This window comes from Vibrio sp. D420a (assembly GCF_030248625.1).
GTDB classification, from domain to species: domain Bacteria; phylum Pseudomonadota; class Gammaproteobacteria; order Enterobacterales; family Vibrionaceae; genus Vibrio; species Vibrio fortis_A.
Genome location: NZ_JAHGAN010000008.1, coordinates 78,571 through 100,961 on the forward strand (window position 1 = coordinate 78,571; position 22,391 = coordinate 100,961).

At 43.3% G+C, this 22,391-nt stretch carries 24 protein-coding genes; 5 read left to right on the forward strand and 19 right to left on the reverse strand.

The window, feature by feature from the left end; all coding sequences use genetic code 11:
• Positions 1 to 49 precede the first annotated feature (49 nt).
• From KI743_RS08280 to KI743_RS08330, 11 genes are all read right to left on the reverse strand, one after another.
• Complete coding sequence (locus KI743_RS08280; RefSeq protein ID WP_285465930.1) at positions 50 to 547, reverse strand: DUF2867 domain-containing protein; 498 nt, start codon at positions 545 to 547, stop codon at positions 50 to 52.
• Between the two features lie 67 nt (positions 548 to 614).
• Positions 615 to 806 carry a hypothetical protein gene (locus KI743_RS08285; RefSeq protein WP_285465932.1) on the reverse strand — a complete coding sequence of 64 codons (192 nt, stop codon included), beginning with the start codon at positions 804 to 806 and terminating at the stop codon, positions 615 to 617.
• 144 nt (positions 807 to 950) lie between these two features.
• Complete coding sequence (locus KI743_RS08290) at positions 951 to 1,427, reverse strand: GrpB family protein (RefSeq protein WP_285465934.1); 477 nt, start codon at positions 1,425 to 1,427, stop codon at positions 951 to 953.
• 48 nt (positions 1,428 to 1,475) lie between these two features.
• A complete protein-coding gene (locus tag KI743_RS08295) occupies positions 1,476 to 1,922 on the reverse strand; it encodes a GNAT family N-acetyltransferase (protein ID WP_285465935.1) in 447 nt (148 codons plus the stop codon).
• A gap of 67 nt (positions 1,923 to 1,989) precedes the next feature.
• Complete coding sequence (locus KI743_RS08300; protein WP_285465936.1) at positions 1,990 to 2,535, reverse strand: adenylate kinase; 546 nt, start codon at positions 2,533 to 2,535, stop codon at positions 1,990 to 1,992.
• Between the two features lie 78 nt (positions 2,536 to 2,613).
• Positions 2,614 to 3,123 (reverse strand): ClbS/DfsB family four-helix bundle protein, encoded by a 510-nt coding sequence (locus tag KI743_RS08305; protein WP_285465937.1) that lies wholly within the window; start codon positions 3,121 to 3,123, stop codon positions 2,614 to 2,616.
• Between the two features lie 146 nt (positions 3,124 to 3,269).
• Positions 3,270 to 3,701 carry a hypothetical protein gene (locus KI743_RS08310; RefSeq protein WP_285465938.1) on the reverse strand — a complete coding sequence of 144 codons (432 nt, stop codon included), beginning with the start codon at positions 3,699 to 3,701 and terminating at the stop codon, positions 3,270 to 3,272.
• A 133-nt stretch (positions 3,702 to 3,834) separates the two neighbouring features.
• Complete coding sequence (locus KI743_RS08315; protein WP_285466036.1) at positions 3,835 to 4,782, reverse strand: iron ABC transporter permease; 948 nt, start codon at positions 4,780 to 4,782, stop codon at positions 3,835 to 3,837.
• Positions 4,783 to 4,853: 71 nt separating this feature from the next.
• Positions 4,854 to 5,819, reverse strand: coding sequence for an ABC transporter substrate-binding protein (locus KI743_RS08320; RefSeq protein ID WP_285465939.1), 966 nt, complete (start codon positions 5,817 to 5,819; stop codon positions 4,854 to 4,856).
• Complete coding sequence (locus KI743_RS08325; protein WP_285466037.1) at positions 5,816 to 6,610, reverse strand: ABC transporter ATP-binding protein; 795 nt, start codon at positions 6,608 to 6,610, stop codon at positions 5,816 to 5,818. Before KI743_RS08325 ends, KI743_RS08320 begins: the two co-directional genes overlap by 4 nt.
• Before the next feature lie 206 nt (positions 6,611 to 6,816).
• Positions 6,817 to 7,716, reverse strand: coding sequence for a LysR family transcriptional regulator (locus KI743_RS08330; RefSeq protein ID WP_032550957.1), 900 nt, complete (start codon positions 7,714 to 7,716; stop codon positions 6,817 to 6,819).
• Positions 7,717 to 7,830: 114 nt separating this feature from the next.
• Here KI743_RS08330 and KI743_RS08335 point away from each other — a divergent pair, with 114 nt between their 5' ends.
• Positions 7,831 to 9,873, forward strand: a complete 2,043-nt coding sequence (locus KI743_RS08335) for an alkyl/aryl-sulfatase (protein ID WP_285465940.1) — start codon at positions 7,831 to 7,833, stop codon at positions 9,871 to 9,873.
• A gap of 91 nt (positions 9,874 to 9,964) precedes the next feature.
• Here the strand turns inward: KI743_RS08335 and KI743_RS08340 are convergent, their stop codons facing one another.
• The 5 genes from KI743_RS08340 to KI743_RS08360 form a co-directional block, all read right to left on the reverse strand.
• Positions 9,965 to 10,261, reverse strand: a complete 297-nt coding sequence (locus KI743_RS08340; protein ID WP_285465941.1) for a hypothetical protein — start codon at positions 10,259 to 10,261, stop codon at positions 9,965 to 9,967.
• Between the two features lie 43 nt (positions 10,262 to 10,304).
• Complete coding sequence (locus KI743_RS08345; protein ID WP_285465942.1) at positions 10,305 to 10,973, reverse strand: NAD(P)H-dependent oxidoreductase; 669 nt, start codon at positions 10,971 to 10,973, stop codon at positions 10,305 to 10,307.
• Positions 10,973 to 11,920: an ankyrin repeat domain-containing protein gene (locus KI743_RS08350; RefSeq protein ID WP_285465943.1), complete on the reverse strand. Its 948-nt coding sequence runs from the start codon at positions 11,918 to 11,920 to the stop codon at positions 10,973 to 10,975. Before KI743_RS08350 ends, KI743_RS08345 begins: the two co-directional genes overlap by 1 nt.
• A 253-nt stretch (positions 11,921 to 12,173) precedes the next feature.
• Positions 12,174 to 13,274: a Fic family protein gene (locus tag KI743_RS08355; protein ID WP_285465944.1), complete on the reverse strand. Its 1,101-nt coding sequence runs from the start codon at positions 13,272 to 13,274 to the stop codon at positions 12,174 to 12,176.
• 232 nt (positions 13,275 to 13,506) lie between these two features.
• On the reverse strand, positions 13,507 to 14,397 hold the full coding sequence (locus tag KI743_RS08360; protein WP_285465945.1) for an EamA family transporter: 891 nt from the start codon (positions 14,395 to 14,397) through the stop codon (positions 13,507 to 13,509).
• A 97-nt stretch (positions 14,398 to 14,494) separates the two neighbouring features.
• On the opposite strand from KI743_RS08360, the gene KI743_RS08365 reads away from it, so the two are divergent.
• The gene (locus KI743_RS08365) at positions 14,495 to 15,877 is read left to right on the forward strand and encodes a PLP-dependent aminotransferase family protein (protein WP_285465946.1); all 1,383 of its coding nucleotides are present in this window, start codon (positions 14,495 to 14,497) and stop codon (positions 15,875 to 15,877) included.
• Positions 15,878 to 16,211: 334 nt separating this feature from the next.
• On the opposite strand, the gene KI743_RS08370 is transcribed toward KI743_RS08365, so the two are convergent.
• Positions 16,212 to 16,373 (reverse strand): hypothetical protein, encoded by a 162-nt coding sequence (locus KI743_RS08370; RefSeq protein WP_285465947.1) that lies wholly within the window; start codon positions 16,371 to 16,373, stop codon positions 16,212 to 16,214.
• Positions 16,374 to 17,037: 664 nt separating this feature from the next.
• Between KI743_RS08370 and KI743_RS08375 the strand changes: the two genes are divergently transcribed.
• Positions 17,038 to 17,850, forward strand: a complete 813-nt coding sequence (locus KI743_RS08375) for a tetratricopeptide repeat protein (RefSeq protein WP_285465948.1) — start codon at positions 17,038 to 17,040, stop codon at positions 17,848 to 17,850.
• A gap of 1,258 nt (positions 17,851 to 19,108) precedes the next feature.
• A complete protein-coding gene (locus KI743_RS08380; protein ID WP_285465949.1) occupies positions 19,109 to 19,483 on the forward strand; it encodes a nuclear transport factor 2 family protein in 375 nt (124 codons plus the stop codon).
• Between the two features lie 72 nt (positions 19,484 to 19,555).
• Here the strand turns inward: KI743_RS08380 and KI743_RS08385 are convergent, their stop codons facing one another.
• Complete coding sequence (locus tag KI743_RS08385) at positions 19,556 to 19,750, reverse strand: hypothetical protein (RefSeq protein WP_285465951.1); 195 nt, start codon at positions 19,748 to 19,750, stop codon at positions 19,556 to 19,558.
• Between the two features lie 121 nt (positions 19,751 to 19,871).
• On the opposite strand from KI743_RS08385, the gene KI743_RS08390 reads away from it, so the two are divergent.
• Positions 19,872 to 21,203, forward strand: coding sequence for an MFS transporter (locus tag KI743_RS08390; protein ID WP_285465952.1), 1,332 nt, complete (start codon positions 19,872 to 19,874; stop codon positions 21,201 to 21,203).
• Between the two features lie 85 nt (positions 21,204 to 21,288).
• Here the strand turns inward: KI743_RS08390 and KI743_RS08395 are convergent, their stop codons facing one another.
• Entirely contained in the window at positions 21,289 to 22,365 is a 1,077-nt protein-coding gene (locus tag KI743_RS08395) for a LacI family DNA-binding transcriptional regulator (RefSeq protein ID WP_285465953.1), read from the reverse strand.
• Between the last annotated feature and the right edge of the window lie 26 nt (positions 22,366 to 22,391).

Consider the following 22,391-nt stretch of genomic DNA (forward strand, 5'->3'; position numbering starts at 1 on the left):
TCGTGCAAATATGAATGATTGAAGAGAGGGACTACCACAATAGTTGTAGTTAAACCTGTACCAAGGTCTTCAAACTACTAGGGACAATGATCTTATGCACTGGAGCCACGAAGAACATGTACGCTTTACCCCACCAGTTGTGTACGTGAACTACAGTCGTTGCATGCACGGTTACCTTCTCCCTTTGAGGATCCAACAAAAATGACACTCTCACGTCCAGATGCTTGTCACTATCTTCCAACACGATTTCATTATCTGTATTGCTTACCAACGTAAAAATACCAAGGCGATCGCCAATCTTAAGGTGATCTGGTTCTATATCCATCGTGGCATCTTGTAGCCGACCTAAGTGCTTTAATCCAAACATCGACACGACCCTATTTCTCATGGCCATCAAGAAGGAAATCCAAGCGGGTGTTTGTTTCGCTATTTCAAGGTAAACATCGAGGGCAGTTTGGCCCTTGTTGGGTACTTCACAAGAAAAGCTATCTGCGAAATATGAGCCTTTCGCATAGGTAAACAACGCAGAGTTTTGAGGGATTTCCATATCTCATCCTTGAACAGAAAGCTAATTTAGGTCTCGAACAACGCTGTAAAGAAACGAAGTTCCAGCTTTAGATATTAAAAAGGCGCTTTGCTTGATTATAAAAGAAGCTAACCATCGTTCCTACCACAATAAACAAGCTTAAATCCATAATGGCATACTTAAAACTGAACGGGTCAGAGAACAGTTGATAACTAAACCCGACCTGAGAACCGATAAACTTAGCCAAAACAACGGTAGCTATAACAAGAACGATATTCACTTTTCCACCTTAAACTAACTATTGAACTGGAACTCACTCCACCAGCCCAATAAAGCCCGCGTCATGGAATACACGTTAACATCGACTCGAAGCATTTAGCGCGATCAAAAGGGAGAAATAGTAAGCCTTGCGAATCAGATCAAATTACTTTTTTTGCCCGAGTACGCATTCTACAAATGCTGATTTTTTGCGGCGATAGTCATCATGAGACCACCCCTCACAAGACATTTTTAGTTCATTATACTGGTGAACCAACTCAGGGTTTTCACGGAGTTGGTTTCTAAAGCTCACAAACATCTCAAACTCAGGTCCATGTGCGACGACTTGAAAAGCAACATCCTCACCTGAATAACTTTCAAGCATGCACAACTCTGGTGTTCTCAACGTATCGGTTTTTTCTTTAAAGCCTAGGTTGGAAAGTAGTTTTACCGCTCTCTCCAATTCGTTACCGTCAACACCAACCAATATGTCAAGATCACCTTTAGAGACAGCATTAGGAATTGAAGACGCTCCAACATGTTCTATCACAGCATCTGGAAGTAAAGCCGCTATTTCACGTGCATACTTAAAAAACATATCCTTGCAAGCAGGCTGATATTTCTCTGCTTTGTAAAACTTCATAAATTCTCCAAGAAGCGATTATATGATTCGAAGTACTGAGAAACACTCCTAACTTGTTTTAAACATGCGAGCCAGTTGATAACGCATTTCTATTAGTTGATGTTCGCCTACAATCTCAACTTCCTGTACGAAGTTAAAACCAAATTTTTCATAATAGTTTCTCAAGTAGCTGTGCGCATGAATTTCAATTGACTCAACACCTTGCTGCTCAGCATAGTTAACCAACGCTTTCACAACTTCTGACGCGATACCTTGTCCTCGGTAAGCTTTTAACACGGCGACTCGTGCCATAACCGACAAACCATCAGGTTTAATTAGTAGTCGTGCTGTCGCTATCGCGTGATTATCGTCCATAACGAGAGCATGAATAGAGGTAGTGTCTAGACCATCGAAATCCAGTTCATTCGGAATACTCTGCTCAACACTAAACACCTGAAATCGTATGGCCTGAGCTTGTTCGATAATCTCAGGAGACGTTCCAATGATCACTTCCATGTAATTTTTCCTTATGGACAACTAAAGGCCTTCTAGGGGATAAGTCGTACTAACCTTTCTATTTTCATTACAGCCCTTGTTGCATGCGTAACTTGTTTATAAACGTATCCGCATTTTGAGGACTTGTTATCCTAATAAACTCGATATGATTATACTTCGGGTCATTGAACAATTCGGTGTAACGTGCTCGATTTTTCTTGTATGTTTTCAGTGTCCAAAGAATGATTGAGTCTTTGCTGAGAAAAGATTTTTTAAACGATTCAACATTACCTGCTTTGCCCCATAAATCCTGCTGAGTCACAATGCGAGTCAAAGCCCTTTTCACGGCTTGGAATACTGTTCTTTGAAAAGAGTAATCAACCCAAATGATGGTATCGGCTCTACTCCATTTGATTTCAGACGTTCGGTTGTAGTTACCATCTAAAACCCAACATTCGCCACTTAACTTCTCTATCAAGTTCTCAAAAAACTCTTCATCTGAAGGTTCTTGCCAATTGGGTTTCCAGAATATCTCATCCATTTCTAAATAAGGACACTTAAGCTCACCCGCAAGCTTACGGCTGAAAGTACTCTTTCCACTTCCACTAGTGCCTATTACATTGATTCTTTTCATCGTCCGACCTATTTTTAAGCGTGAGTAAACAGCACCTTAGTCACATACAAGAAACTTGCAGACCTATTAAATGATTTTCTATATGAACTCTCGATTGAAACGCCGAACTTTTGTGCGCATATTTTTCATTGGTGACGACGTATTAAACTGAATCATACGCCCCAAAGTCCACTGCTCATACCATGCAACGCCATATAAATCTTGGTCACTTAAACTTGCAACGAGTAAAAGTATCTCGCTAACTGTAGACTCAAGTTCTGCGAGTAAATCATTGTATTTCCAGTCACGATACTCTTCGTGAAAGCTCTCTGCGAGTTGACCCAACTGGTTCCATTTGTAACCTGTTTCGGGGAAATCAACGTGTTGATCTTGGGACTTTAGACGATGCCATTTAAGGACGAGTTTGCCCCAACCAATCAAGTAAGCCACAGTGTCAGAAACGCTAATGACCGTACCCTTTACGTTTCCCTCTATACCCAATTGGCGTGTTTTGTTTTCCGGAATTGACCGATAGTCAGCCATGAGTTTCGGAAATACTGAAGTTATAGCTAACTCTAATTCATCCTTATTTCTTGGTACAGAAGACATTTAAACCTCCATTTAAATCATAACTAGTACCACTTACTCAGCGGATAGGCTTCCGTATAAGAGGAGTCGTAATTTCAAGACTCAGAGACCATAAAATACGAGAGAAGGATGGTGACAAACATTGGGTTATTGAAACCATTCTCAGATCAGAGCGAGTCGTAGTAATCACCATTCTTGTGTCGGAAAAATACATTACAATAAGTCAACTCAAACTGTTCTTTTTCTTTAGGCAAAACAAGCACGTAAGGGTTTAACTCTAGAACAACTGTAATGGTGCGAGACGATTTAAGATCTTCATATAAGTGCCTTTTTTTGTTTTCATTTTGTGAGTAAGGCATTCGCACAATTATATTTTTATTGCAGTTTGGCGCTGGAATCGGAAACTTTTCTTTAGGAATCAAAACTGAAAATTGTCCACCAGCATTAAATCCATAACGTTCATCCAGTTGGTACTCTCCTGCAACCAGCTCGTACTTCATATGGTAATAATCGAAATACTTACCAGGGGTAGTTTTCACCAAATTCGCATGCGAAAAACCACTGAAAATTATTATGGATATCAGTGTTAAATATTTCATTATGTCCTTCTTTTATTTCAGCGCTCTAGTACATATCAATAAGCGATATACGTCAGCCACCACCATACCTAAACTATTGTTACATAACCACTAGCGAAGAAATCGAAAACGCTAAATATTGAAGACCTCGATATTATTTTCGCCATACAAGATAGAGCACAAACAGCCCACCCAACGCAGCAGTTACAATACCAACGGGCAGTTCTTGTGGTGCTAGTACCGTTCGGCTGACTAAGTCTCCGAACAACAGAAGGACGGCGCCCCACAATGCGGTTAGAGGTAATGCGCGTTTATGAGTCACTCCAGAAAACGGCCTTACCAAGTGAGGAACCATAAGACCAATAAAACCAACGACACCCGTCAATGACACGATCGAGGCAGTACAGAACGCGCAACAAAGGAATATTTCGCTTTGTAGACGATGAACACTTACGCCAAGAGAGCTTGTCGTCTGTTCACTCACGAGTAAAGTATCTAATTCACGGTAACGCTTGAAGATAAGCACAATTAATAGGAACACACCTAGTAGCGCGAATATGAGATTATCCCAACGAGCGAGTCCTAAACCACCCATTGTCCAAAATAGAATTGAACTCGCGGCTCGCTGATCGCCAGAGTAAATAAGAAAGCTTGTTATCGCACCAAATAAAAATGAGATGGCAAGGCCACACAAGATCAGATTGTCGTTACCCTTTTTCCTTTGCATCGAAAACAGAATAAGAACCGCACCTGCAGAAACAATCCCTCCTGAAAATGCTGCTAATGGCAAGGACCAAACCCCTAAAGCGTCTCCTACCTGCGTAATGACCAATACGGCGCCAACTGACGCTCCAGAAGAGAGTCCAAATAGGAATGGGTCGGCGAGATCATTGCGCGTAGATGTCTGAAGCAATGCGCCTACCATTGCTAACCCTGCCCCGGCAATCACCGCTAACAGAGCTCTAGGTAACCTCAAATCAAACAAGATACGGCTTGTCATGTCTGGCTCAGCCTCGCTAAACGAGCTAAGTCCAACCATGACTTCTTTAAAAGTTAAGGGAACAGAGCCAAACTGTAAGCTCATCACAAAAGCGAGCAGCATGGATGCAATGCCTGCCACCCAAGCTGCTCGATATCTACTATGTAAAGTCAATGGAAAAACAACCTTGGCAATTATTGTGCATCAAATGCCAGAGCAAGTTTTTCGATCGCGTCGATGTTAGCAGGCCCTGGAGTTAGCTGCTCATAACGAAGCTTCACGTAACGGCTCGATTTCACTGCATTGGTATGTTTCATAAGAGGGTGCGCTTCAAGGAAACGTTGCAATGAATCCGCCCCACTCGCGGTTTGGTAGTCTAAAAGAATGATGACATCTGGGTTTTCACGAGCCACATTCTCCCATGAAGTTCTAGCCCAACTTGCTTCGATGTTATCCGTAATATTATGTCCACCAGCAGCCTCGATCATGGCATTTGGCATTGCATATTTACCTGCAGTGAAAGGTTTATCTTCACCTGAGTCGAACAAAAACACCTTTGGTGCGTCTGCCTCAGAGGTGGTTTGCTTCTCTGTCACCGCTGCAACGCGCTGTTTCCAGCTTTTCACTAACGCTTCAGCTTTATCCTGTTTATCAAAAATAACACCAAGCTTTTTCACATCGTCATAAAGAAGATCCATAGTCGCTGCTTGCTGATCACCCTGCGTGTGAATACAACTTTCAGAGAGCACCAAAGTATCTACGTTATACGGCTTGAGGGTCTGAGGGGTGACTTCGCCCCCTACTTTCATCCCATAATTCCAACCAGCGAAAAAGAAGTCAGTATCAGCTGCGATCAATGTCTCTAACGTAGGGTATTTCGGTGCCAGTTCTGGTATCTCACCTAACTCTTTCTCAAAAGGCTTCGACATTTTGTACCAGCCAGTAATACCCGTTACCCCAATCATGCTTGGCTGTAAATCTAGTGCAAAAGCCATTTCCGCCATGTTGATATCGTGCACAACTGCACGGCTTGGACGCTTTTCAATGGTGAGTGGGCTACCACAACTGTCTACGGTAACCGGATATACAGTATTGGCTGCATTGGCTGCAAAGGTGAATGGTAGGCTAAGTAACATACCGGAAATTAAAGGCCACTTCATTGGGCAACTCCTATTATTGGAAAGTCAGGATGGTGATGGGCAGCTTCAAAATGATGAATCATGCTACTCATATGGGGATGTTTGAATGAGATTACGCGCAGGCCAAAAACTGGTGTCATAAAATGGTCTCTCATTACGATGTCAGGCGTTTCGAACGTCACCATTTTTTGGTCAGACATGAGGAGTACTTTGTCTGCGAAGGGGGTGACCAAAGGCAGATCATGCAAAACAGCGACACACGCTATACCACGTCGTTTGATTAGACTGAGTAGCTCTAAGCGAGCAAGAGGATCTAAGTGGTTGGTCGGCTCATCTAAAAGTAATAGTCTAGGTTCTTGAGCGAAGGCGCGAGCTATACTGGCACGCTGTTGCTCTCCACCAGATAGATCACCAAAGTATCGTTCACTTTTATCAGAAAGCCCGACGTCTTCTATTGCTTGATTAACAGCTCTTTCGTGCTCTTTCTTACTGCAACAAAAGGTATGAGGAGTGCGCCCGAGCCAAACATATTCGAAGATGCTTAAACGTGGATCGACATGCTCGTGTTGAGTGACAACCGCAACCCTCTTTGCAAGTTGTTGTTTATCGATACTCTTCATACACTTACCAGACAGGAACAACTGCCCATCTATTGTTTTGTATTCTCCAGTAATCGCTTTTAGTAAACTCGATTTTCCACTGCCATTTGGCCCGATAACGGCAACACATTCTCCTTCAGCGACGCTGAAAGATACATCTGAGACAGCTCTCCAATTAGCCTTACCATTGGCAAACAGCCTTCTAACCGACAAGACAGGTATATCCAACTTTCCACCCAAAGAATCAAACTCTCAACATTATTGTTACGTTATAACATAACAATAATGTTGAGCATATACCTTTAGAAGTGCATATTTAAGTTAGGGGTTAACTAGGGTATTTATTATATTGCTCTTCGATAGCACAGACTCCGGAGACATCTTGAACTCGAGAACACAAACAGCCGGCTTTTTATCACCTAACCTTCAATCAAATAAGATTTCAGTTTTTCTCTAAGCCAAATATTTGAGGGGCTCTTCTTATCTCGATTATGGACGAAGAGTTGGTATTTAATCGGGAATGTCGAGAATGGCATCGGTATTATTTGCAGTCCTAGCTTATCAGCAAGTTCATTGGCCAAACTTCTTGTCATTGAAGCAATACAATCGCTACTCGATACCATCGACATTTGCCAAATAAGGGATGTGCATTCAGCAGCAACCTTTCTCTCTTTCAGGCTGACTTCGGTGAAATAGTCCGCCAAATATGCCTGCTCTCGACGCAACTTAAGCGTTATATGCTTCTCACGATAGAATTCATCTTGGGATATTGAACCTGTGATCCTCGGATGACCTTTTCTCGCAATAATGCACATCTCGTCATCGAATAACGGCTCTGTAAAGAATGAGCTGGATGTGTGGTTTGAGAACTCAATTGCGAGATCAGCTTGCCTCTGGTTGAGGTCATCCATCAATTGTTCTTCATTAGAGCGCGTAGGATGAAGCTCAATCGTAACGTTACCCAACTGATTATCGGCTTCAATTTTCGTCATTAGTCTTAGCATCACTGGTTCCGATGTATACACCACAAATTTATGAGGCGTCTCGGTACTAAACTCTTCCAAGTTTTCCAGCGCATTATTAATTTGTATCAACGCTGGCTCGACTTGACGAATCAGCTCTTGGGCTTGCCTTGTTGGTGCTATCCCTCTACCAGAGCGAATGAAAAGCTGACAGCCTACTTGTTGTTGCAATCGCTTGAGCAAACCGCTAACACCAGGTTGAGTCATCCCCATTTCGTCAGCAGCGAGTGTGATCGATTGATGGCGATAAACAGCGGAAAACACTCTAAGTAGGTTTAAATCGAATTTCTCTAGCATAGTTCATTACATAACAAATCGTGATGTTTGGAATTAATATTCGTTTATGTATTCTTATGTGTCAATCCTCTAAATTTGTCTCATACCAACTTGAGAGACAAAACGAGGTTCTCTATGAAAACGACTCTAAACCGTTCTGTACTATCCCTAGCTATCATCGTTTCTTTCAGCGCGACGGCCGATAACGAATATGAATCAATTGAGACATACAAAGGTAAACCTGCAACAGAACATACCATTGCAGCCAACAATGCACTGGCTGAAACACTGCCATGGCAAGATACCTCAGCATTTGAGCGTTCAGAGCGAGGACTCATCGCAGCGTTTGGTGACCATCGTGTAGGTGAGCTGCGTAATCGTATGTCTCACATGAACGTAGATAGCATTCGTGAAGACCGCCCGGATACCGTTAACCCGTCTATCTGGCGCCAAGGTCAAATGAACTATGCCTCAGGTGGCCTTTATCAAGTTACGGATGGTGTCTATCAAATTCGCGGTGCCGACCTCTCAAACATGACAATCTACCGCACTGACAACGGGTACCTTATCCACGATCCACTGCTGCATGATGAAGTCGCAGAAGCAGCGTGGAACTTCGCGAAACAACACCTACCAGCGGTGAACGGCGAACATAAGATCACTGGCATGATATATTCACACACTCACGCCGACCACTTTGGTGGGTCAAGAGGCATCATTAACACGGGCGACTTTGTAGAAGGTGCGCCAGTTATTGTCCCTGGTGATTTCATCAAAGAGATGGCAGACGAAAACATCATGGCGGGTAACGCGATGTCACGACGCGCACAATATCAATACGGCCAATCTTTAGAGAATGACGCCACAGGTATTGTAGACAACGCACTGGGTATGGGTTTTGGTAAGGGAGCGGTAACGTTAGTAACACCAACAACAGAAATTGTTGAACGCGAAGAAACGCGTGTAATCGATGGCTTAGAGGTTCACTTTATCAATATGCCTGGTGCTGAAGCGCCAGTTGAAATCGTAAACTACGTACCCGCGTACCGTTCATTGAATACCGCTGAACTCACTTACGATGGACAGCACAACATTTACACATTCCGCGGCGCAAAAGTACGTGACTCGTTGGCTTGGTCTAAGTACCTAACTGAACTTAAGATGCGTTTCGTGGACTCTGGTCTTGTGGATAACATCCATTCCGCCCATTCCGCTCCGGTTTGGAACAACCCAGAAACCGAAGAAAATGAAATCGGCCACTACATGGAGATGCAACGTGATAACTATAGCTGGCTTCACAACAACTCGGTGCGCCTAGCCAACCATGGTGTGAAAATTGGCGATGTTGGTCGTTCAATTGAAGAGATTGTGCCAGAGTCACAGAAACAAAACTGGGCATCACGTGGCTACCATGGTTCGTACAGCCACAATGCTCGAGCGATTGTAAACTTGTACTTAGGTTACCTAGACCTGAACCCTGTTAACATCAACCCACTTAAGTCAGTCGACAAATCTTGTACTTACGTGAACGCTGGTGGGGCAGATAATTTCTATAAGTCAGCTAAAGCTCACTTTGATTCAGGTAATTATCAGGAAGCCGGTCAGCTATTGAATGACTTAGTACTGTGCGAGCCAACTAATATCGAATACCGTGAATTATTAGCGGACACATTTGAACAACAAGGCTATCAGTCTGAAACGATGGCATGGCGTAACTCGTACTTGCAAGGCGCAGTGGAGCTTCGTACTAACGAGATCGGAGAGTCTTTAAAGACAGCCTCTGAGGACGTTATCGCAAACACACCGACAACGAACTTCTTGGACTTGGTAGGTGTGCAGCTAAATGGGCCAAAGGCTGAGACGGCAGGCTTGAACTTTAACATGGGGATTTATCACCCTGATATTGAAGAGCGCCATTACATCGAAGTCTCTAATGCTACCTTCTCTCACCTACCTGTGACTGAGTTAGGTTTAGAGAGTTCTATCCCAACATTGGATACAGAGATCATTATTCACAAAGCCGATTTAACCAAAGTGATTACTGGCGAGACGACACTTGAAGCATTATTTGAGAGTGGTCAGGCTGGCCTACGTGGTAATGCGAAAAACCTACAAGACTTAGCGAGTTCTCTAGATAAATTCGACATGAAGTTCGATATTCTTCCGCTAAATCGTTAGTAATAAGTTGCTAATTAAAAACCTAAAAGAGCCGCAGTGCGGCTCTTTTTTATTTTTAGATAGAGAGAAAGGTCCAGAAAATCGCAACCTCTTATATACAGAGCATGCTTCTGATGATGCGATGTGCCTCTGCAACTTGCTCTGCCTCTCCTGAGAGAATCACATCTAAGGGGTTTCTCCTCTCAAAAAATACACTCTTACTGGCAGTGGTCAAAAAGCTGAGTCGCTGTTTGGGTTCTCGATAAAGTAGCTCTAAACATTCATCGATCGCCACTACATGTTCACTTTGCTGTTGCGATGTTTGGTTCTCTAGAAAACGAGTGATTTGACTATCACTTACGCCCCATGATTTCAAAATCTCACTCGCTTTTTGTTGAACTGTCATCATAAACCTCACCAAGTTATCAATTTAACGGCAGAACGGTTCGCCGTTAGTAATGCCCGACTTCAATTGCAGCTTCATCGAAGATCGTTTGTAAACGCTGAGCATAGCTTTCTAGTACTTCAATACGCTCTTGTTGTGTTTTACGTGCAGGCCCAAATACTTTCTGTGGAGCGAGAACCGAAAACCCTGTAAATTCGAACACGCCACGATGTATTGGTCTTAAAATCGCGTCTAAGTCACCATTCCAGCCGTCTTTCTCGTAAAGCTCTTCTGGCCCGCCCATGGTCACACTCACCATGGCTTTCTTTCCTTTGAAGACACCGTTCTCGTAAAATCGGCCCCCGCCATACACTCTGCCCATCGCAAATACACGATCCACCCAACCTTTAAGCGCTGCAGGCATACCGAACCACCAGAGTGGAAATTGGAAGATGACCAAATCGCACCACTCTAGTTTTTGTATCTCTTGTTCTATGCATGGTGAAAAGCTTTGATTCTCTGACGCGTTCATCTCTTCGAGTTGTTGTTTAAAAAACTCAGTATCCATTTCACTATTGAAGTTATGGCGTCCAGATACTGGATCGAAGTTCATCGCGTGTAAGTCCGATGTTTTAACTTTATGTCCAGCCGATTCTAAGGCTTCTACCGAACGACGAAACATAGCGCCGTTAAAACTTTGCGGCTCTGGATGCCAGTAAACAACGAGTACGTTCATTATTTGTTCTCCAATAGTTTCACAATTTCACTATAGCGATATTCTTGCGCAAGCATTAAAGGTGTCTTACCGTCGAAGCCCACTAGATCTGTCATTGCCCCTGCATCAATCAAGGCTTTTGCCGCAGCCACATGGCCATGCCAAACTGCATCATGCAAAGGTGTATAGCCGTTGTTTGGCCCTTGTGCATTCAATGTTTCCTCAAAACCCGCATAGTTTGATAGCAACTCAATAACATCAGCATGGCCGTTATAGGCGGCTTTGTGTAAAGGAATAGCTTTCATATAGTGATCCGGAATCGTTTGATCGGCACCATTATCCATAATCACCTTCAAGCTACCTGTTAAGCCATCTCGCGCTGCGACCATTGCAGCGGTGTGTTCATCATTTCCAGACGCAGTAATGGGAAACGTACCGTTGATTGAAGACCAATCTGTCAGAGCGTTTAACTCGGTTGCGTTTTGCTCATCTACACTCTCATTTTGGCTAACAATATTGAAAGCAAGAAGTGACTGCTCCACCTCAGAACGACGTTGAGTGTATTGAGAGAACAGCTCACTCATTTCGCGCGCTTGTGCTTTTCCATATTGGTCATCTTCACTGGCACCAAAGTCTAAAAGATCTCTCGCTTTAAGCCCAAACGTCGAAACAATTTCGATATTAACGTCTGAATCGGAAAGTAAACGTTCTACGATATGAGGCTTACGATGCCAAACCGCCACCATTAAGGGCGTAGCCCCATGCTTTGGCGTTTGAATATTGATGAAAGCGCCGGCACCAAGCAAAGCATCGACCCACATAGTGGAATTCTGCTGCGCTGCAATATGCAGAGGCGTATTACCCATAATAGGATCAAGTTGATTAACGTCGCTTCCTTGTTGGATCAAACGGCTAAACTCTTCGAAATTCCCTGAAGTAATGGCTTGGTGAAGTTCTGGTAGATTCATAACAGTCTCTATTCAATATTGCTTTGATGCGTTTAGTATCGAACAATTTCTTGTTAACTTGTAGAGCCACTCTAATCACCTTAAAGATAACCGTTAGTTAATGAGATGAGCTCTCGAGGTGTTTTCTTTCGAGCAGGTAGGTAGTCGCCACCTTTAGCCGATTGAAGAGGAACAAACTGAAAAGCATAGTTATCACATCCACTTAATGCCAAGCAGATGTGAAAGAGTAGGAATTCGATCTAAGGAACAGAGACTATAATTTGGGTAATTGGTAGCGAGTACTTCGACCACCACCCGTTTTCACTAAACACTCTTGCTCAACCAGTGTGGCCAAGTGACGAGTTGCCGTTGGTTTACTCACCTTGGCTACTTTATGATACTGAGATGTGTTGATGCCATCCGCAAAGTCACCATCAAGCATGCGATTGAGAACTTTAACTTGTTCCTCCACCAGCTTAGTTTGATCGACATAACGCCAAAAGTTGGTCTTGAACACCGTTTGATCGATCTCTTTTAACACCTCATCGAATGTCTCATTCAGCGTATTGAAAAACCAAACAAGCCACGGAGTAATATCCAGAGACCCTTTCTGAGTTTGTTCTAGAATATCGTAATAGCTTTTACGATTGGCCAATATGCCGACAGACATGGCGTAAAAGCGTACCGATTGCTGCTCTGCCTGTGCAAGTGCGAGGTCGGTAAGAAGACGGGTAATTCGACCATTTCCATCGTCAAGGGGATGCAGAGTCACAAACCACAAATGAGTGATTGCGGCTCTTATTAAAGGATCGAGCGATATCTCTTCTCTGGAGTCGTTGAACCACTGGATGAATTGGTTTAACTCAACATCAAGTACATCGCGGCCTGGCGCTTCAAAGTGAACGATTGGCCTATCTATTCTGCCAGAAACCACCTGCATTGGCGTGTCACCTCGTAGCTGACCGCCAATAACCGGGTTGAACATGGTGTAGCCTTCAGGAAAAAGTCTGTCGTGCCAGTGTAGAATCCGGTCCAGTGTTAACGGTGTGCTCAGGTTTTCTACTGCATCAACCATGATTTCCGCCAAACCATCCGTCTGTTCAGTGGTAGGGAATGGCATTTCTTCTGATAAACCCAGTTTATTTGCCAATGAAGAACGCACCGAAAAAGCATTCAGCTTTTCTCCCTCTATGGCACTTGAGTGAACGATATTGGCAAGCAAGGTATCTAACATGCTCTCAGTTTGATCTTGAGAGTGGCTAAACATTTTTCCCAATAGGATTCCTTGGTTGAGACGCGTACGCCTTACCATTGGTTCTATAATATTGTTGTCCCAGTCAAACTGTGGCCAATTCGTTTGTTGCCAGATCCACATACCCATGCCTTGATTCGAAAAATCACCATAATCAAATCACATTATGAGTTGTTTAGGCCACATAATCAAATCACAAGATGATTAGATTAATGCCATTAATCACCTCATTAAACGCCTACCCAACTACCAAATTGAAAAATGCCACCCTCTTAAGGTGGCATATCATTAAATCAACTACCGCTCGACATTGACTTACTCGTCGCGCTAAACATGTGACTATCGATTCACATGTTTAGTTCGTGAGTGGTTTACCTGCAGCTTCGATTACCTTCTTACCAGGTTTAACTATCAGCCCTATACCGATGAGGAAAAGAACACAGGCAACAACTTGCGCGGTACTTAGCATTTCATCGTACATGTAGTACCCAGATATCAAAGCAAAAACAGGTACCAAGAGAGTCATCGGTGCGGTAGTGCTCAATGGGTATCGAATTAATAATCGATTCCAGACCCAGTAGCCAAACAACGTTGTTGGATAAGCTTGGAACAGAACAGCAATCGTCGTATTCATATCCCATACTTCAAATGCTTCCGTCACGATGTTTGGTCCGTAAATACTCACCGCAAACATAACCAATGGAATGGGTGCGAATAACATTCCCCATACATTGAACGCAAAGGCTTGAGTGGTTTTAGACGCTTTAACGATCATCCCCATAATGGTCCAGCAAGTCGCCGCTATCATGATGAAGATACCGCCTTGTAACGTCACATTACCGTTGGTTGCTGAAACAAGGACCATCAGTGCAATGAGTGCTGTTACCGCACCAATAACTTTCCTTTTTGATGCAGTTTCTTTATTAATGAATACTCCTACAGCCATGCTGATGAGCGCATTTGACGATAGCAAAACCGATGACATACCAGATGATAAGCCTGCTGTAATCGACCACGACGCCATGCCCCAGATACCAACACCAAAAACTAACCCATAACTAAACAGAAAACGCCATGCAACGTTTGGCCTGCGAATGAAAAAAATCGCAGGAATCACCGCCAACGTAAATCGCGCAGCCGTCGCTAATAGAGGGTGAACCTCCGTGATACCCATTTTGATCATCGAAAAGTTGAAGCCCCAAATTGCCATCACAAAGATTGCCAAAAATAAATCGTTTCTAACCATAAACTGCCCTCCTTCTTCTTTGAAAAAGAGTATCAATCAAGTACAGTTTCCAGTACAGATACAGTTTTTAACAAAAAAATAAGTACAGTTGGCATCTATGAGTCTTTACAAAGCATTGGCGAGTCAGTTTGTTCAGGAAATTGAAGACGGGAAATTAAGCGAAGGGAGCCGTATGCCCTCTTTGCGACAATTAGCGAAGCAACAAGCCGTGAGCATGTCGACTGCGGTCAGTTGTTATCAAGAATTGGAGTCTCAGGGCTGGATCCACTCTCGCCCACAAGCGGGCTACTACATTTCTGCGCGAAGTAAAAAGCACAACACGCCTGAGTGGACGCAGTTTGTCAGTAAAGTCTCACAAGTACATCAAAGCTTCGCTATCCACTCTCCTTACAACGGGCCACTTGGTATATCCAGCACAACAATTGATGACACCGCGCTGCTCGAGCTCGAACGTAGCTTTCGTCGATCGAGCAAGCGCCTAGGCAGCCGACTGAATCATTACCCTCACACTCAAGGCGACCCGTCATTGTGTGATGCTTTGAGCGTTCATTTTTCGAAGTTGGGGATTCATATCAACCCACAAGACCTTGTTATTACATCGGGGTGTATGCCCGCAATTAAGGCTGCGCTTGAAGCATGTACCCAAGTTGGCGATGCCATAGCCATCAGCTCTCCATGTTTTAGTGGGATATTAGATCTATTGGGGAAAATGGGCAGGAGGATTGTCGAGATCCCCTCAATCGATGAAGGAATCGACCTTGCACAGCTTGAATTGCATTTGCAACAAGGGAGCGTTAAGGCTGGCATCTTTTGTACGTCACATATGAATCCACAAGGTATCACTATGACTGCTCAGCAAAAGCAGAAACTTGCCGAGCTTGCCAATCAGTACCAAGTACCGATGATCGAAGACGACGTATATTTAGAGCTATCGTATTCAGAGCACACCCCTTTACCTGCTAAATATTATGATTCAAATGGCTACATACTTTGGTGCGGTTCGATTTCTAAAAGCTTATCGCCAAGCTATCGTCTTGGTTGGTGTCTACCGGGTCGCTATACAGACAGCTATCGTCAGCAACATTCTGCATCATGCTTTGGTGTATCACTGCCTATTCAACTTGCAGTGGCTGACTTTATTGAATCAGGCAACTACGCCAAGCAGTTAAAGCGCCGTAGAACGAAGCTACTTAATTTACGGCAGTCTTATCTCAACTATTTATCCGAACGTTTGCCAAACGGGGTTAACATAAGCCAACCGCAAGGAGGGATGGTACTGTGGTTACAAGTCCCAAAACTCAACCTCGACAGATTCACGGCGTTGATTGAGAAACATAAAATCGACATTCGATTGGGTCAGCTGTTTAGCACGCTACCACTCTACAATGATTGTTTTAGGATCAATATTGGTTTCGACCTAACTGAAGATGTGAAAAGGGAAATAGACTTATTAGCGGATGCGATTAGACACTCGCGTTAACGATTCAACTCGTTAAGAAATTTAGCTCGTCAATAAAAAATGGGCAGACAATTCGCCCATTTACAAACCACGGAAAACAATAAGCCTTGATCAATCTCTAACAAGGTTTTGGACAAAAGTTTGTTAGCGGCTTTTCAAAAATCATAGACGTTGAAAGAAGACAGGGAGAACAGGCATTTCGTCTAAGGAAAAGCCTGTATTGAAAATGTTGAGAAGCAATGTGAGTATGCACTGTGCCCTTAAGGCGGTGACATAAGAAGTTTGGTGCTTTACCCATGCGTAGAGTGCTTACGCCAAGGCTAAGCCGCTGTCTGGACTTTCTTGTGCTGGAATTCTATGTATCCTTGCGGGGCGGCCTTTTACGTGCGCCCACATCCGCAACATCGGACGCTTTGCAACAACCTCCGCCTTTGATCGGCCTACGTGAAAACATCACACCAATTGCGAGCATCGCAATACAACTTAGGAAAATAAGAACGGTAAGAACTAAAGTCATAACACCACCTCCTATAAATCGCTGTATTGTCATCTTTCTCCAATTTCACAAACAAAGCAATGGTTGATTTGCAACCACTTATTATTGTCAATGGTCAGACTTTGCTGGTGATGAGAAACGAAGGCGAGTTCTGAAAAATCAGTCTCTTTTGCTATCCGTCTAGCAAGTTTTGGGCAGAAATGAGTTTGGCAACATCGCCTCTGTTAGATTCCAATCAGCATAGAAAGCAATACCTCTATAAGAGCTATGCTTTAGTTCAGTTCACCCTTACAACCGTAGATATTAACTATTTACACAGATGTTACACTTTCAAGGATGCATAACAGACATTATTGGACTCGATCAAACTATATTGCCTTCTGGCACGTGTCTACGAAAGTTCGGAGTCGAAGTGGAATCGATGCTCATGGGGGCATTGGCGCTCAAGCTGGCGCTGGCTTCACTTTGACAAAGTTGGATATACGTGGGCTATTGAGTTGGGTACGACGCTTGGTGTTGGTACAAGAACAAAGGTCAACTTCGATCTAACACCGAACTATCAAAGTATCAACCAACTATATACATCACCTGAAAAATGGTACAACAATACAACGATTCTGAAACCTAGTGTAGATTGGATACAGAAGACGATAAATAACGTAAATAATTATTGGGAAGCGTGGCAGTGGGAAGTCATTTATTATCAAATTCATTAGTAACTGGAGTTTTTATATTTTCATTGTTTTCCTTCGATGGGATGGCTGGATCCGGAGAGACTGCCAATAGTAGTTGTGCTTCATTTTGGGAAGAAGTTAGTTTAAGTGACTTAGAAAACAACCCGACTGACTATTTGATTGAGTGGAAAGAGCTTAAAAACAATTGCAGCGCACACGACGGATATTACGAAAGGCAGTTGGGCTATATTTATCTTGCGAGCCGGGATTTCGCCAAGGCGGAGATTGCGTTTAGAAATGCATCCAAGATGAATCCGGAATATCTTAATGATTTATCTCAACTGTACATGACTCAGTCTCAATATGTAGAAAATAGGGAAGTTGAAGTTGACCTGTTAACTAAGGCTATGAGCATTTTAAAAGAGGTGGTTGAAGTTGGTAATGTGAATTATTCTGTATATCTCAATTTAGGCTCTATATACTTTATTTTGGAAGATTATCCCGACGCAATATTGCACCTTGAAAATTCAATTAGCTTACAACAAACATCGTTAGCATTTTCTTTGCTAGGAAAATCATACTTCAATTTAGATAGATACGAAGAAGCGAGAAAATCGATATATATAGCTTTTGAAATGGATAAAAAAGTCGCTGAGGATGAAAGCGCAATGTACGTACTAGCGATGTCTAATGTAGCACTAAAAGACTATGAAAATGCAAAAATCACATTATCGTTATTATCGAAAACACGACCTGACTTAATTGGCACAGAAACATATCAGGCAGTTTTCGATTCGATAGTTGATGGGTTTAGAGGTAAATAAGTAACAATCAATTTTATCAACACGAATCTAATCTGGTAGCCTTCAAGTTTTTAGCTTGACACTGCCAGATTAAATAGAACCTTTCTTTTCTACCTAAATTAGCTTTTTGAATAAAAGCGTCTCTTTTACTGCCTACTACAGAATTACTCTTTGGATGTGCTAAGGTGGATTTGACATAAATGCCCCATGAATCCACAGGGCAATATGCCTAATGTTTGAAGTTCCAAGATGGGGAAAGAATAAAATCATTAATAAACAAAATGTTAAAAAATCAACCATCGATAAAGTGAGACCAAGCACTCAATAAGACATGCCACTTTCTATACTTAAACAACATTTAAACTTAATAAACTGTGCAGAGCATTTGTTCTAACGAACTTTGGGGCAGAAACGAGTTAACCTTAAACGCTATACGCCCAAAGCTATCTTTGCTCTTGGCGAATAACGAAGAGGTGCTATTTATTTTTGAGTGAGCTGTTGTAATTGAAATTAGGTTGATAGCTTTATTACAGCTCTTTGATTTTGTCCTCTGCCAACCTTTCTTACTGCTTTAAAAACATAAAAAGTTTTCCTCACTGATAAACGGGTTCCCGTTTTCACCGAGTTTTTCCCTATTTTCAAACAGGTAGTTTTATGAGAATGGTTAGAAAAGTTAACGCTCAGATGGGGAAACAAACACCCAAATGCGTTTGGAGTGTAGCCCAATTATATTGGGACTTAACCACCCCACTGGGTATTAATCACACTAAAGTCCGCTACTGAGGCACGTCCGGAAGATTCCGCTTTATATGGCTAATGAACAGGCGAAGCGGCATATATTCTCGGTACTCTCGAGGAAAATAGATGTTTATACCGGGCATGGAAACCCTGTGTTCACTTAGGATCTCTTCGAGCTTCCCAGTCTCTAACGCTTCAGTACAGTATTCAGTGAACGCATAAGCAATGCCTAGTCCTTTACCCGCCATATTCAATTGTCACTGGCACTGAGCTGGCTATGATACTACCGCGGGCTTGAACCGGATAAATGCCATCCTCACCAGTGAAGCTCCAAGGGGCTAATTGACCGGAACTTTGATAGCGATACCGTAAGCAGTTGTGTACTAGAAGATCCATCGGATGCTCTGGCCTTCCGTTCTTTTCCAAATAAGCGGGACTTACCACCACGGCTGTGTTCAGATTATCAGTCAGATTAATAGCAATCATGTCCTCTGCAATCAATCCTCCTAAACGAAACCCTGCATGTAAACCTTCTTGCAGAATGGAAATTCAAAACCTTATGGGGCGTTTTGCGCTCGCCGTTGATATTAACGGGCCAGAAGCGATGCACGATCTGTTTGTTGAAGATGGACGTTTTATCATCGATGAACTGCAGATCGAATTGGAAGGCATCGACAATATCATCAACTGGATAAAAGACAGTGCAGACGCGTTTCCACCAGGGCTTACTCATATTCAGAGCAACTTTGTGATTGATGGCGATGGTGATCAGGCGCAACTGAGCTGTGTTAGCCAAGCAATCCAGAGCCACGATGGCGAAATCAAACATTTCGTCGTAGGTCGCTACTTCGAGAAGCTGGTAAAGACACCTTCAGGTTGGCGACTGAAAGAGCACAAACTCCAGATACGTGCGTAACGTCACGTACCGTTAATAAAGGACTGAAGTCACCAAAATTCAGCGCCATAAATTAGCATCTGCCCCTTCGATTCAAAAACTGCGTGTTGTAGTAACGTTCGCCACCACTTGGCCTTCGCCAGCATTTAGAAAAGTCTGCAATGTATCGCTGTTTGGTTCTGACCAGTTCACTACAAAACCTAGGTTATTGTTGACAGCTCCAAGCCAAAGTACCCTAAACCCACCGATATATGCCACAGCCAGTGTGGCACTCATCACCCATGGCATGAAGTTAAATTTCCAATTTGAGATGAGAAGTTTTGCATTTTTGTCGACTAATCAACCCTTTGCTATCACACTAAGAAAGGTATCAATCAAATCACATAATAACGAAGGCGTGACCCACTCCATGACGCTAAAAGAGATCCTTCAAGTTCGCAATGTTCGCTACTTTCTTATGTTTAGAAGTAGTTACTTCGCTCGCTTTTACTATCCCGTATTTACCCTACTCTACTTAGATTACGGCCTAACTCTGTCTCAGTTTGCCATGCTTAACGTAGTGTGGGCAGCAACCATTGTAATTGCTGAAGTCCCATCGGGAGCATTTGCAGATACGCTCGGGCGTAAAAAGCTGGTGGTACTGTCATCGATCGTGATGTTTATTGAAATCGCCATGATAGCCTTCGTACCCACGGGGAATCCGAGTCTCGTATTTTTTGTCTTCCTAATAAACCGGGTACTGAGTGGACTCGCGATGGCGCTTGCGAGTGGCGCTGATGAAGCGTTAGCTTATGACACCTTAAAAGAGCAAGGTTATGAAGAGTTATGGCCTAGAGTGCTGCAAATCCAACTGAGAATCGCTTCAACGGTCGGTATATTTGTCACCCTAGTCGGCGCTGCAATGTACGACGTTAACTTTATGGCTAGTGTTTATCAGGTTCTTGGTTTCGACGCTCCCCAGAACACCCAAGATATTATGCGTATTCCTGTTTACGCTACGCTCATCGTCGCCCTGATCGCAATCTATGCTGCATTTAGCATGGAAGAAGAGAGCAAGCCTACACCAGTAGGTAGCAACAAGATAACCAGCACAATCGAAAGCATGAAGCTCACATTGAATACGGGGAAGTGGGTATTATCGACCCCTTACGTGCTATTTATCATGCTCTACTACAGCTTGTTTGAACATACATCTCGCATGTTCTTGACCATGAACAGCCAATATTACACGGCCATTGATATCCCTATTATCTATTTTGGTTTGATTGGTGCAGGTGTGAGTCTGCTTAAAATCATCATGGCGGGTCAAAGTCGACGATTAGCCGAAAGCATGGCACCTAAGGCGTTCATTTTGATCATGGGTGTAGCCAGTATGGCGACTTACTATTGGATAAGCTTAGGTTGGTCGATCTATGGTGTGATTCCAGCGTTAGTGCTGATCTTCATTATCATGACGATGAACATATTTATCAGTTATCACCTTAACAAACAGACCGAGTCTCATAACCGAGCAACCGTGCTTAGTTTCAAGGGGCTAATGTTTAACGTGGGTTACGGCTTGATTGGTGTTCTCTACGCCTACTACTACAAGCTTCTATCTAAGAACTACACTGACGAAGAGATAGAGCAGCACATAGACTTCATCGCGTCGCTCTCATCGTTTTTCTACTACTTCACTTTCCTATTCATCGCTATTACCGTCGCCTTCTATCTAAAAGACAGGAAGCGAGCCATTTTTTAAAACGCTTGTTCAACGTCAGTGTCTATGTCTTCCACTCGCAGAGATATAGGCACTGACGAGCAGCTAAATATAGTTCGCGCTTAAGCTATTCAGGCAAGCGCAGTTCGATCTGCTTCAATAGCTCTTGGATTCCCTTCTTGTCATAGGTTTGCTTTGTTCTAGGTTGACTACTTTTGCGAACGATTAATTCCACGGGTATGCGAGTTTGTTTGAATTGAATTGGCGTGTTTGTCGGATGGTTCTTCAAATCAACCGCTTGAATGACACACTGTTCGCCGATGGCTGTGAAGTCTTGCTTAACTGTCGTTAGGGGTGGATTGAAATACGCACTGTCGGTGATACCATCAAACCCGACAACCGCAACCTGATCGGGTACCTTGATGTTAAACTCATCCAAAGCACGCAACACGCCAAGTGCCATTTGATCACTCGCGACAACCACGGCATCAAAACTCAGTTGTTTTCCAATCGCTTCACTAATCGCAAGGTAACCACTTTGTGCTTGCCAATCTCCTCGATAGCAATCTACGGCTTTCGTTTCTGATACCTCGATTTCCGCTAGCCAAGATTGCAGGCGAATATTGGCCGCTGTTGACGCCTCTGGCCCGGCAACCAACAAAAACTGGCTTCTTCCTGTCTCTACCAGATGTTTGACCACTACAGAAGCCCCAATAGCATGCTCACCATGAACAAAGTGCACTGGAGTACCATCGGGCACGTCGATAAAGATCAGATGTAAGCTTGGAAACTGCTCTGCCAAGACCATAGCATCGTCTTTGCTAAGCGGTACGTTGAGAATAATGCAATCTACCTGCTGAGCAATAAGCTCTCTCATCGCACCTTGAATACTGGATAAACTTGGCTCGGAAACAACAGAAAAAGCAGTACCAAAATTCAATTCATGAGCTTTTCTTCTTACACCATTGGCGATAAGTGCCGCGCCATGCAAAGCCATATCTAATGTCACTAGGCCAATATTGGTCGATTTCGCTCGACTCAACATCTGCGCTCCCTTATTGGGTACATAACCTAGCTGCTTGATCGCCTTATTCACTTTAATACGAGTGGATTCTGCAACGCTGTCCGACCCATTCGTCACTCGAGATACAGTTTGGGTCGATACTCCCGCCAGTTTTGCTACATCTTTAAAGGTTACATTCATCGTCTTTTCTAATGCTCTTTGCTGTC